Genomic DNA, 12,158 nt, shown 5'->3' with positions numbered 1-12,158 from the left:
ACTTCGTTCTTGCGAACGTCGTGGCGCGCTTCATTTCTCTTACGGATCATTCCTTTCCGGGCGGCACATTGTTGCCGCTGCGCACCAACCCCATCTGCACAGCGATATAAGCCGCCTCAGCCTGGTTCCGCGCATTGAGCTTCCAGTACAGCGTGCGCGCATGACTCTTTACCGTCGCCACCGAAATGCCGACCTGCTGGCCGATCTCGCGCATTGTCTTTCCCTGCACCAGCAGTTGCAGGATTTCTTCTTGCCGTTGCGTCAGCTCCCGCAGTTCTTGCGTGGGCGCATGCGTTGCGCCTTGGGGCCGGCCGGCAGGCTGCGGATAGCATTCACCGCCCGCCATCACCAGGCTCACGGCCGCCGCCAGCGCGTCCGGGTTGGACGCTTTAGGCAGATAGCCCGCCACGCCCGCCCGCGCGCATGTTCCCATCACGGCGGGGTCCAGTATCGAGTACAGCACCAGCACCAGCCGGGGCATGAAAAAAGCCATCGCCTGCGAGATAAGCCCAATATCCTGCTCGGCCACGCCACTACAACCAACGACCAGTAATTCCACTGGGCGGTTGATCGAACTGGACATGTTGAGCAGGTGAGCTGGCGAGATGGCCAGGATGTCGTCGGCGTTCCGTACACGTTCCAGGACATGCTGGATTGCGACGCGAAGCAGAGCGTAGTCTTCGATCAGTACGGTTGTCATCCCGGGAAGAACCTTGTGACACATGGCCCATACACGGTTCCCACGGTGTTGGCGCATCACGCTGCAATGGCAGGTTCTTGTGCGGCGACGACCCCTTGGGAATCTCGTCCGCGCTATTGGATCGTGATGGCGAGGCGTTGTGATTCGCGCTCTCAACCCATGCTTGCGGACACAACCCATGCTATCAGCGGCTACGTTCGCTGAATCTCGTTCAGGAGGATGAATGGTGGTTGAAAGGTGCGCCAGCAAAGGCGCTGCGAACTGCGATGTATGTATTAGGCGGGATGGTGGGGCGAACCCGGCAGCAACAGAACAGAACCTGTTCCTGGGCTGCCGGGCAGGCGGCGCGGCCTGTTAACTACCCAAGCTTGCGCCCATAGAGCTGCCCGGCGTCCGAATCCCTGTTATTGGGTTCATGCCACTCCAAGGTTGCGCCGCGTTGCAGCGCTGCATACACGGCTTCGCCCTTGTTCTTGACATGCAGGCGCTGGTAAAGCGTGCACGCGTGCGTCTTGGCGGTTGCAACCGAGATGTTGAGCATGCGGCTGACCGTCTTGATCGGATAGCCTCGGGCCAGCAACACCAACACTTCATATTGACGGGGCGTGATCTGCAGCAATTGCGCACCCGCACTGACCGGCATCGTGCCCTTGCTGGACACGTCATCGGCATCACGGGACGGCAAGGCGCAGACCGCAGCTGCGGGCGCTTGCATCGCCTGCTCGCTGGGAAAGCACTGTCCACCCGCCATCACCAGGCGTATCGCAGCTTCAAGAATCTCGACCGAGGCGGTCTTCATCAGGCAGCCATACACGCTTGCGCCAGGCAGGCCCTGCACCGGCATGGGCAGGGGCATCACATCCGTCAGAAGCAGAATCCGCTTCGGCGTGAGCACGCGCTGAATTTCGTGCAGCGCGCTCCATGCTTCATCGGTATCTACCGGCAACCCATAGATCAGGAGATCGGCGCCCGCGTGCGCGCCATCGGCCTTGGACAAATCTGCCAGGCCCATCCCCTCGATTTCCCACACATCATCCAACTTGCTAAGTATCTGCCACAACCCCAACCGCAGTAGCGGATGGGCTTCAATCAGGACCATCTTGGCCATGGTGTCCTCCCGGTTTTTCGACGGGCCTAGAAGGGATCTTCGCTGTGCTGAAGACTATTTTTTTTCCAGCCCCACGGGGGTGGTCCGCAATATCCCGGAATATCTAATGAAGCTGGACCGGGACATTTGGGCTGGGCAACTTTGGTAGCCAACATAACGGATGGCATGAACCCATCTTATGGTTCGAAACCTTCAAAATCAAGACGTTTCAGGGCGATATAATCCGATAAAAACAGAAATCATTCGTTAGCCTTAATCACCATCCTAAATAGGGATGAGATGACGTCCTCAACCTTTTAACCGCTAGGGTTTTTACTAGCTGTCGCCTTGTGCCCTGGGGATTCCCTCTATGAGGACCTGCCCCCAGCGCCAACATCAACGGGGTTTTGACCCCGTTACCTGCCGAAAAAAAGCCGCGACCCGGCACATGCCGGGCGCGGCAAGAAAGAGGCTTTTTCGACGAAAAGACTGTCGATATGTTTCCGCCGACACAACCTGCCCGTGCCGGGGATGCGCAATCGAAATATAGGTAACATTTTTATTTTTGTGCCGGACCTTCCATTTACTCCATATAGGCGAAGTCAAATACCGTATGACCCCCCTGATGGTGCCAATGGTGCATTGAAGCATGGCGCTTCCTCAGGAAGCTTGCGTAGTGGATTTCGCCGTCTGTTTCAACGTAAGTGGACGGCGTGAGCTCTTCGATGCGGTTGAGCGACACGCCCTTTCCGTAGTGGCAAAAGCCCTGGTACTGGGCGCAGCGGATCACCTCTCCGCTAGGCGAGACAACGATTCCCGCGTTGCGGGCCCGCATGGGGTTGCGAACGATGGGGTTGCAGGCGTGAGGCGTCCACTCGGTCGAGCGCGGCGAATCCGAGAAAAATGCGAAAAGCTCGTCGCAATGGCTTTGGCCATCTGTTCGATCAATATTCGTTAATAACCACCAGTATTCGCCGTGTTTAAAAATAATGGTATCCACGGCGGATATATTGGTCATTAACGTGACATCTAATTCCCATTTAAGCGGAAATTCAGTGCACTTCCACAGCTCTATACTGCGATTTCCGCACGTCTCCGGCACCATGTACGTGACGCCTTCGTGCTCAAAAATATACGGAAAAGATAAATGATAGGGCAGGTTCAGCGCCGTGCCCAACAGCCGGAAAGCCCCGTCAGAGTATGTCGCAACGGAAATTGTGCCCTTGCGGGAAGTGAAGTCGTAATCTTCAAAAAATATATAAGGTTTTTTATCGTGGGTATAAACAAACGGATCAGCGAAGAATCTGCCTTTTGGAGGTTGCAGCACCATGGCTTCGGATACCACCGCCTGTTGGCGGGATGACGGGAACATACCAATCCGCCATCGCACATTGCGTTTCATGATGCGCCGCACAATCAAATCCGAAATTAACCAGGCTTGCCGCGCAATATACGAAGCGCTGTCCCACTCCGCCGGGTCGCCCCGCCGAGGCCCGCTCATGATCTGCATCTCAGGCGTGGCAACGGCTTGCCTGGCTCGCGCCAGCGCCTGCAACGCGTCGTAGACCATGAAATTTCCCAGGCTGAATGCGCGGGCCTGATTTTTCAGCCAGAACACTTCCGTGTTGAAACTGCGCTGGTCCAGCAGTTCGTCCTGATCGGCTTCCGGCCCGACGCGCCAGAGTTTCACCGTGGTGTGATCCTCGCGCTGATAGACCTCCCAAAATCCGGCGTAGCGGCTGGTCGACACGGCAATGTCGGAATAACTCAGCTGCCAGACCCCCAAACGCGCCCACCCCGTCATTTGCGCGCGTGTGGCCAGCGACGCGCCCAAGGTGATCACCAGGTCCAACCCCAACGCCTCCACCGCCTCTTGCGCCCCCGCATCGGGCTCGCCCGGTTCAAGCGGCAACACCGGCGTACTGGCCGGCAGGCTCTGGCGCAGATCACGGCAGTCCGCCAGCATCTGCCGCTGCTTGAGTGGCAGCATGCGGGCCTCAAGGCGCGACAAGGTGCCAAACAACGCCCTCATCCCCAGCCTTGGCCCTTTGGTGACGCCCGCCGCCGTCATCACCAGCACCGCGGACATGACGAAGTCCTGACTATGGATCAGCCAGTCAACCATCTCATGCATCCAGCCGGGTTGCTCATACCCGTCAACCAGCAGTCCCACTCGGTAGGTCTTCATTTTGTCCTGCTCCTGTGTCAGGGCGTGCGGTTCGCCGGGGCTACGCATAGGTCTTCGCGCTGATACTGATGCGTTTTCGCCCTGCCTTCCAGACCACATTCATCCTAGGGCGGCCGTCCGAGGACAAACGATTCACCTACCCCCCTGTGACCGACGTCCGGCTCGTCCGACCGCGCGAGCCGCCTCATCCATCTGAGCTAACTGTCCCGGTGCGTCAGTACCTGAAGGGTGCACATCGTGGAACCACGCAGGAACGTTAGGGGTAAACCCTATTGGGGATAGCCGAGGCTCGCGTCTCCTTCATCCCTCACGCATAATGATTTTTAAACGAACGTTTGAATTCAACCATATGCAAGAAATCAGAACACCCAACACTCGCGAAACCATCCTCGACACGGCCGAAGCCCTGTTTGCGCAACAAGGTCATGACGGCACGTCGATGCGTCAAATCACCGGCGCGGCAGGCGTCAACCTGGCTTCGGTGAACTACCACTTCGGCTCGAAGGAGTCACTCGTGCAGGCGGTGCTCAAACGCCGCCTGGAAGTCCTGAATCACGAGCGCCTGCGCCTGTTGGACGAACTTGAGGCGCAATCCGGCGGCAAGCCCTTGAAGCCGTCGCAAATCGTCGACGCCTTCTTCGGCACCCTCTTGCGCCTGGCCGCCGATCCAGCCCAGGCAGGCAGCACGTTCCTGCCCCTGCTGGAACGCACCATGACCGACCCGTCTGACTTCATCCGCGCGCTATTCGCCGAGGAATACGCGGATGTGCTCGAGCGCTACCGCAACGCCCTCTTTGCCGCGCTGCCCGATGTGCCCAAGGCGGAAATCATGTGGCGCTTTCAATTCATGTTGGGCGCGACGTCCTACGCCATCATCGGCACCGACCTGCTGCGCTCCGTAACGGGAATGACGGTTGATGAATCCGAACAGCCCAACAACCCCGAACTGCTGCTGCCGCGCCTGATGAGCTTCCTGCTGGGCGGCCTGCGCGCGCCGTTGCCGCCGGTGGCGGGCACCTAGCCACGCCGCCCGGGCGGCGGCAAGGACAGCGGCAAAGACAGAACAAGACAGAACCCCTACGGAGACAAAGAAATGAACGCAGTCATCCTCGCGCTGGTCGTCATCGCGCTCCTTGCCGTCATCGTGTTGGCCGTGCGGCCCGTGCGCCGCGCACTGCTGTCGGCGCCGATCTTCAATCTGTACCGCAAGGTGCTGCCGCAGATGTCCGACACCGAGCGCGATGCGCTGGAAGCCGGCACCGTGTGGTGGGAAGGGGAACTGTTCCGCGGCCGGCCCGACTGGAGCCGCCTGCTGGCCTATCCACGTCCGCAGCTGACTGCCGAAGAACAGCACTTTCTGGACAATCAGGCCGAAGAGGCCTGCCGCATGGTCAACGACTGGAGCGTCACGCAGGAACGCTACGATCTGCCGGCCGACGTCTGGAACTATCTGAAGACCCAGGGCTTTCTGGGCATGATCATCCCCAAGGAATACGGCGGCCTGGCGTTCTCGGCCTATGCCCACTCCGAAATCGTGACCAAGTTGTCCACGCGCTCGTCCGCGCTGGCCGTCTCGGTGATGGTGCCCAACTCGCTCGGCCCGGCCGAGCTGCTGCTGCACTACGGCACCGAAGAACAAAAGAACCACTACCTGCCGCGTCTGGCGCGCGGTGAAGACGTACCCGCCTTCGCGCTGACCAGCCCCTGGGCCGGGTCGGACGCCGCCGCCATTCCCGACAGCGGCATTATTTGCAAAGGCGAATGGCAAGGCCGCGAAGTGCTCGGCATGCGCGTCACCTGGGACAAGCGCTACATCACGCTGGCGCCCGTCTGCACGTTGCTGGGGCTGGCGTTTCGCCTGTACGACCCCGACGGCCTGTTGGGCGGCAAGAAAGACCTGGGCATCACGTGCGCGCTGGTGCCGCACGACCACCCTGGCGTGGACACCGGCCGCCGCCACTTCCCGCTGAACGCCATGTTCATGAACGGGCCGACCCGCGGCGATGACGTCTTCATGCCGCTGGACTTCATCATCGGCGGCCCCGCCATGGCCGGCCAAGGCTGGCGCATGCTGATGGAATGCCTGGCCGCCGGCCGCTCGATTTCGCTGCCCTCTTCCAACACCGGCATGTCCAAGCTGACGGCGCGCGCCGTGGGCGGCTACGCCCGCGTGCGCAGCCAGTTCCGCATGCCGGTTGGCAAGTTCGAAGGCGTGGAAGAAGCGCTGGCCCGCATCGGCGGCAACACCTACATGATGGACGCCGCGCGCAGCATGACGGCGGGCGCGGTGGACCTGGGCGAGAAGCCTTCGGTGGTATCGGCCATCGTCAAATATCACGTCACCGAACGCGCGCGCCAAGTCGTCAATGACGGCATGGACGTGATTGGCGGCAAGGGCATCTGCCTGGGCCCCAACAACTTCCTGGGCCGCGCGTATCAGCAGATTCCCATCGGCATCACGGTCGAAGGCGCAAACATCCTGACGCGCAGCCTGATCATCTTTGGCCAGGGCGCCATCCGCTGCCATCCGTACGTGCTGGCGGAAATGCGCGCCGCGCAATCGCCGGATCGCAAGCAAGGCCTGACCGATTTCGACATCGCCTTCTGGGGCCACGTGGGCTTTGTCGTGCGCAACAAGCTGCGCGCGTTGGGCACCGCACTGACCGGCGCGCGGTTCGTCACCGTGAACGCCGATGTCGCACCCGACATGAAGCGCTACTACCAACTGCTTAGCCGCTATTCCGCCGCGTTCGCGCTGCTGGCCGATACGTCGATGCTGGTGCTGGGCGGCAGCCTGAAGCGTCGCGAGCGGCTGTCGGCGCGCTTAGGCGACGTGCTGTCGCAGATGTACCTGGTGAGCGCCACGCTCAAGCGCTATGAAGATGAAGGCCGCCAAGCTGCCGATGCGCCGCTTGCGCACTGGTCCATTCAAGACGCGCTGTACAAGTTGCAGGAAGCCATTAATGGCGTGCTGGAAAACTATCCCAACCGATTCGTGGCCTGGGGCCTTGCCCGCATCATCTTCCCGTGGGGCCGTATACAGATGCTGCCTTCTGACCAGTTGGGCCAGGATGTGGCGCGGCTCTTGATCCACCCCTGCGACACGCGAGACCGCCTGACCGCCGGCTGCCATTTGCCCGCCACCGAAGACGAACCCGTGGGCGCGATCGAACAGGCGCTGGCCGCAACGCTGGACGCCGAACCCATCGAAGCCAAGATCCGCGAACTGGAAAAGCGAGGCGCGCTGGAAGGCAACCCCCAAGCCAACGTGCGCGATATTGCCGATGCCGCGTTCGCCATGGGCGGCATCACGGCGGAAGAATATACGGTTGTAAAACGCCGCAACCGCTTGCGCGATGCCGTCGTGAAAGTGGATGATTTCCCCTTTGATCTTGGCGCATCGGACGCAATCAAGCCTGCGGCCGAACGCAAGGTCGCTTAAGGGAGGGTACGGATGGCATTCAAACCGGTTTACGTCGTTGACGGCGCCCGCACTCCATTCCTGAAAGCCCGCACCGGGCCAGGGCCCTTTTCCGCCGGCGACCTGGCGGTGCAGGCGGGCCGCGGCCTGCTGCTGCGCCAGCCCTATGCGCCCACCGACCTGGACGAGGTCATCATCGGCTGCGCGGCCCCCTCGCCCGATGAAGTCAACATCGGCCGTGTGATCGCGCTGCGCCTGGGTTGCGGCAACAAAGTGCCCGGCTGGACGGTGATGCGCAACTGCGCGTCCGGCATGCAGGCATTGGACTCCGGCATCGCCAACATCCAGTCCGGCCGCTCGCAATTGGTGCTGGCCGGCGGCACCGACGCGCTGTCGCGTGCGCCGCTGTTGTTCTCAGACGACATGGTGCGCTGGCTCGCGGGCTGGTACGCGGCGCGCGGCATGGGCGCAAAATTGGCGGCGCTGCGCGGCTTCAGGTTGAAAAATCTGGCGCCCGTCATCGGTCTGCTCAAAGGCTTGACGGACCCCGTCGTAGGCCTGTCGATGGGGCAGACCGCCGAGAACGTCGCGACCCGCTTCGGCATCGACCGCGCCGCCATGGACGCCTACGCGGCCAGCAGCCACCGCCGTGCGCTGACCGCCCGCGCCGCCGGCGCCATGACCGAAATTACCCCGCTGATCGACACACAAGGCAAGCTCTACCCCGACGATGACGGCGTGCGCGAAGATTCAACGCCAGAAAAATTGGCCAAGCTCAAGCCCGTGTTCGACAAGCCCTGGGGCAACATCACCGCCGGCAACAGCTCGCAAGTGACCGACGGCGCAGCCATGCTCGTGCTGGCCTCCGAAGAAGCCGTCGCCAAATGGAACCTGCGCCCCATCGGCCGCATTGTCGACAGCCAGTGGGCCGGCCTGGACCCGGCGCAGATGGGGCTGGGCCCGGTGCATGCCGCCACGCCCATCCTGCAACGCCACGGCCTGGGCTTGAACGACCTGGACTTGTGGGAAATCAACGAGGCGTTCGCCGCCCAAGTGCTAGGCTGCCTGGCAGCATGGCAAGACGACGCCTATTGCCAAGAACACTTCGGTACGCCAGCATGGGGGCCACTCGACCCCGACAAACTCAACGTGGACGGCGGCGCCATTGCGATCGGGCACCCCGTGGGCGCCTCCGGCGCCCGCATCGTGCTGCACTTGCTTGACGCCCTGAAGCGCCGAGGCGCCAAGCGCGGCATGGCCGCCATCTGCATCGGCGGCGGACAAGGCGGTGCGATGCTGGTTGAAACCCTGGACGAGGACCGCCCATGACGACACTGGACACGCTTTCCCACTGGCGCCTGGACCGCGACCCTGACGGCCTGGCCTGGCTGACGTTTGACCGCGCGGGCAGCGCCGTCAACGCGCTGTCGGCCGACACCATGACCGAGCTTGGCATCGTGCTGGACGCGCTGGACGCCGCGCCGCCCCCGGGCCTGATCATTCAATCCGGCAAGTCCACGGGCTTCATCGTGGGCGCCGACGTCAACGAATTCGCCAGCCTGGATACCCCCGAACAAGCGCGCGCGCTGGTGGCTCGCGGCTGGAATCTGTTCAAGCGGCTGGCCGCCGTGCGCTACCCCACGCTGGCGCTGATCCAGGGCCACTGCCTAGGCGGCGGACTGGAACTGGCGCTGGCCTGCCGCTACCGGCTGGTGGCGGACCAACCCGGCACTTCCCTCGCGTTGCCCGAAGTGATGCTGGGCATCTTCCCCGGCTGGGGCGGCATGCTGCGGCTGCCGCAGGTGATTGGCGCGCCCGCCGCGCTGGACATGATGCTGACCGGCCGCGGTGCGGATGCGCGCCGCGCGGCCGCATTGGGCTTGGCCGATGCGCGCGTGCCGCCGCGTTTGCTGCTCGCGGCCGCCCGCCAGACGGTGCTGTCAAAAAAGCCGCCGCGCCGCGCACGCAGCTTCGGTGCGCTGGCCAATCTCTGGCCGTTGAAATTGCTCGTCGCCAACCGCGCCCGCAAGCAGATTGCCGCCAAGGACCCCTTGGGCCACTACCCCGCCGCGCCCGCCATCGTGACGCTGTGGGAAAAGCATGGCGGCAATGCGCTGCAAGCACCGGAACTTATCGACGGCATCATCTCGTCCGACACCGCCCGCAATCTGCTGCGCGTGTTCCGCCTCCAAGAACGCCTGAAGGCGAACGGCAAACAACCGGGCGTGACGCCTGCACGGCACGTGCATGTGGTGGGCGCGGGCGTGATGGGCGGCGACATCGCTGCGTGGTGCGCGCTCAAGGGCATGACCGTCACGTTGCAAGACCAGGACATGGCGCGCATTGCGCCCGCCATCAAGCGCGCGGCCACGCTGTATGCGCGCCGGTTGAAAGACCCGCGTCTGGCGCGCGCCGCGTTTGACCGGCTGATCCCCGACCCTGCTGGCGGCGGCGTGCCGCTGGCCGACATCATCATCGAAGCCATCAGCGAACAGCCCGAAGCCAAGCGCGCGCTGTACGCCTCGCTGGAACCGCGCATGAAGGCCGGCGCGCTGCTGGCCACCAACACGTCCAGCCTGTCACTCGAAACGCTGCGCACGGGACTCACCCGCCCCGAGCGTCTGGTCGGCATTCATTTCTTCAACCCGGTGGCGAAGATGCCGTTGGTGGAAGTCGTGCATGCCGAGGGCGATGCCGGCGACGCCACGGCACGTGCCTGCGCGTTCGTCGGCCAGATCGACAAGCTTGCGCTGCCCGTCAAGAGCGCGCCCGGCTTTCTGGTCAACGCGGTGCTGGCGCCCTACATGCTGCAAGCCATGCGCAGCGTGGATGAAGGCATCGCGCCCGAAACCATCGACGCCGCCATGGTGGCCTTTGGCATGCCGATGGGGCCATTGGAATTGGCCGACACGGTGGGCCTGGACATCGCGCGCGCCGCAGGCGAAGAACTGGCCGGCGGCGCCGAACCTCCGCGATGCCTGGCCGAACGGCTGGCGCGCGGCGATCTCGGCAAAAAAAGCGGCAAGGGCTTCTACACATGGCGCGACGGCAAGCCGGTCAAGCAAGGCGGAGCCAGCCCCGCCGCCGCGCCCGCAGGTTTGGCGGAGCGCCTGATTCAGCCCCTGGTGGACGCCACCCGTCAGCGCGTGCAAGCCGGCGTCGTCGCCGATGCCGATCTGGCCGACGCCGGTGTGATTTTCGGAACAGGGTTCGCGCCATTCACGGGCGGCCCCTTGCATTACCAAGGCAGCAATGCGTAGTACCACGGCAAAACCCGCGGCAAAAGCCCACGGCAGAATCCGCGGCAAAAACCCGCAGCAAAACGGCTCACGCCGATTAGACCGGCCAGCATGCAGACCGGCAGTGGAATAGAGACATCATCCAACTCGAGGAGGCAGTACCATGCGCAGACGTTCATTGTCCCTGAGCACCTTGTCGGCCCTAGTGGTCGGCCTGGGCGCATCCGCAACGTCCTACGCTGCCGGCTTTCAGCTTTTAGAGCAGAACGCCAGTGGACTGGGCAACGCTTATGCAGGCTCGGCGGCAAATCCGGAAAACGCCAGCATCATCTACTACAACCCGGCAGGCATGACGTACTTGCCCGGCGTGAACTTTTCGGGCGGGGTCAACCTGATCAAACCGTCCTTCAAGTTCAAGGACAACGGCGACAGCCGCAACCCCAGCGTGCCCGGCCTGCCCGGCTCGGGCCTGAACGGCTCGGTTCCCACGGGCGGCAATGGCGGTGACGCGGGCAACCTGGGCGTGGTTCCGAACCTGTACGCCTCCTGGCAGTTGAACGAACAGTGGTATCTGGGCCTGGGCGTGGGCGCTCCCTTCGGCCTGATGACCGAATACGACGATGGCTGGGTCGGCCAATACCATTCCAACAAATTCGAGATCAAGACGATCAACGTCAACCCGTCGATCGCCTACAAGGTCAACGAAAAGTTCTCGATGGGCTTCGGCGTGAACTGGCAGCACATCGACGCCAACTACAAGAAGAAAACGGTGGTGCCGATTGCCGGCCTGCCGGTCGCCACCAACGGCGACGCCGACTTGAATCTGAAGGGCGACGCCTGGGGCTGGAACGTCGGCTTCATGCTGCAACCCACGGAAGACACGCGCATCGGCCTGTCGTACCGCTCGAAGATCAAGCACACCGCCAAGGGCGACACCGAGATCACCAGCATCGGCCCCACCAAGCAGTCGGTGTCGTTTGACGCCAAGGCCTCGGTGGACCTGCCCGACACGCTGATTCTCAGTGCCGCGCACCAGCTGAACGAACGCTGGGAACTGCTGGGCGACGTATCGTGGACGGGCTGGAGCAGCATTCCCGACCTGAAGATCCGCAACTCCGGCGCAGGCGCGCGCGATGACGACCTGCCGCTGAACTTCCGCGACACGTGGCGCGTGGCAGTGGGCGCGAACTACAAGTTCGCCCCGGACTGGAAGTGGAAGTTCGGTCTGGCCTACGACCAATCACCCGTCCACAAGGAAGCCGACCGCCCGACCTCGCTGCCCGACAACGACCGCTATTGGTTCTCGACGGGCGTGCAGTGGCAAGCCACCAAGAGCACCACGCTGGACCTGGGCTACACCTATCTGTACCTGCGCAAGACGGACATCGACACGACGTCCGGCAATCAGCTGACCAAGGGCCGCGTGGCGGGCACCTATGACAGCAGCGGCCACATTCTCGGCCTGCAACTGTCGTCCCGCTTCTAGCCTATGCGCGGGCGGCCGGCCACGCGCCGCCGCCCGC

The 12,158-nt window shown here is 62.9% G+C and carries 8 protein-coding genes; 5 read left to right on the top strand and 3 right to left on the bottom strand.

The annotated features are described in order from the left end of the window. Window positions 1-46 precede the first annotated feature (46 nt). From AC1DSJ_RS05045 to AC1DSJ_RS05035, 3 genes are all read right to left on the bottom strand, one after another. A complete protein-coding gene (locus tag AC1DSJ_RS05045; RefSeq protein WP_054426535.1) occupies window positions 47-700 on the bottom strand; it encodes a helix-turn-helix transcriptional regulator in 654 nt (217 codons plus the stop codon). A gap of 358 nt (window positions 701-1,058) precedes the next feature. After that, window positions 1,059-1,808, bottom strand: coding sequence for a response regulator transcription factor (locus AC1DSJ_RS05040; RefSeq protein ID WP_054426536.1), 750 nt, complete (start codon window positions 1,806-1,808; stop codon window positions 1,059-1,061). Window positions 1,809-2,370: 562 nt separating this feature from the next. Beyond that, window positions 2,371-3,975: a glucosamine inositolphosphorylceramide transferase family protein gene (locus AC1DSJ_RS05035; protein WP_054426745.1), complete on the bottom strand. Its 1,605-nt coding sequence runs from the start codon at window positions 3,973-3,975 to the stop codon at window positions 2,371-2,373. Window positions 3,976-4,324: 349 nt separating this feature from the next. Here AC1DSJ_RS05035 and AC1DSJ_RS05030 point away from each other — a divergent pair, with 349 nt between their 5' ends. The 5 genes from AC1DSJ_RS05030 to AC1DSJ_RS05010 all read left to right on the top strand — a co-directional run bounded on the left by AC1DSJ_RS05030 (window position 4,325) and on the right by AC1DSJ_RS05010 (window position 12,121). Beyond that, entirely contained in the window at window positions 4,325-4,996 is a 672-nt protein-coding gene (locus tag AC1DSJ_RS05030) for a TetR/AcrR family transcriptional regulator (protein WP_054426537.1), read from the top strand. Between the two features lie 72 nt (window positions 4,997-5,068). After that, window positions 5,069-7,417, top strand: a complete 2,349-nt coding sequence (locus AC1DSJ_RS05025; RefSeq protein ID WP_441371504.1) for an acyl-CoA dehydrogenase — start codon at window positions 5,069-5,071, stop codon at window positions 7,415-7,417. Between the two features lie 12 nt (window positions 7,418-7,429). Next, window positions 7,430-8,725 carry an acetyl-CoA C-acetyltransferase gene (locus tag AC1DSJ_RS05020; protein ID WP_441371503.1) on the top strand — a complete coding sequence of 432 codons (1,296 nt, stop codon included), beginning with the start codon at window positions 7,430-7,432 and terminating at the stop codon, window positions 8,723-8,725. Continuing rightward, window positions 8,722-10,656 (top strand): 3-hydroxyacyl-CoA dehydrogenase NAD-binding domain-containing protein, encoded by a 1,935-nt coding sequence (locus AC1DSJ_RS05015; RefSeq protein ID WP_441371502.1) that lies wholly within the window; start codon window positions 8,722-8,724, stop codon window positions 10,654-10,656. Before AC1DSJ_RS05020 ends, AC1DSJ_RS05015 begins: the two co-directional genes overlap by 4 nt. Window positions 10,657-10,798: 142 nt before the next feature. Then, the gene (locus AC1DSJ_RS05010) at window positions 10,799-12,121 is read left to right on the top strand and encodes an OmpP1/FadL family transporter (protein ID WP_054426541.1); all 1,323 of its coding nucleotides are present in this window, start codon (window positions 10,799-10,801) and stop codon (window positions 12,119-12,121) included. The last annotated feature ends 37 nt before the right edge of the window (window positions 12,122-12,158 follow it).

The organism is Achromobacter sp. 01N37 (assembly GCF_056399725.1).
This window is presented reverse-complemented; position numbering and strand designations above follow the sequence as displayed.

What these genes read in the sequence shown, in the direction of transcription:
- AC1DSJ_RS05045 (WP_054426535.1), bottom strand. Translation starts at nt 700, where the DNA reads ATGACAACCGTACTGATCGAAGACTACGCTCTGCTTCGCGTCGCAATC.
- AC1DSJ_RS05040 (WP_054426536.1), bottom strand. Translation starts at nt 1,808, where the DNA reads ATGGCCAAGATGGTCCTGATTGAAGCCCATCCGCTACTGCGGTTGGGG.
- AC1DSJ_RS05035 (WP_054426745.1), bottom strand. Translation starts at nt 3,975, where the DNA reads ATGAAGACCTACCGAGTGGGACTGCTGGTTGACGGGTATGAGCAACCC.
- AC1DSJ_RS05030 (WP_054426537.1), top strand. Translation starts at nt 4,325, where the DNA reads ATGCAAGAAATCAGAACACCCAACACTCGCGAAACCATCCTCGACACG.
- AC1DSJ_RS05025 (WP_441371504.1), top strand. Translation starts at nt 5,069, where the DNA reads ATGAACGCAGTCATCCTCGCGCTGGTCGTCATCGCGCTCCTTGCCGTC.
- AC1DSJ_RS05020 (WP_441371503.1), top strand. Translation starts at nt 7,430, where the DNA reads ATGGCATTCAAACCGGTTTACGTCGTTGACGGCGCCCGCACTCCATTC.
- AC1DSJ_RS05015 (WP_441371502.1), top strand. Translation starts at nt 8,722, where the DNA reads ATGACGACACTGGACACGCTTTCCCACTGGCGCCTGGACCGCGACCCT.
- AC1DSJ_RS05010 (WP_054426541.1), top strand. Translation starts at nt 10,799, where the DNA reads ATGCGCAGACGTTCATTGTCCCTGAGCACCTTGTCGGCCCTAGTGGTC.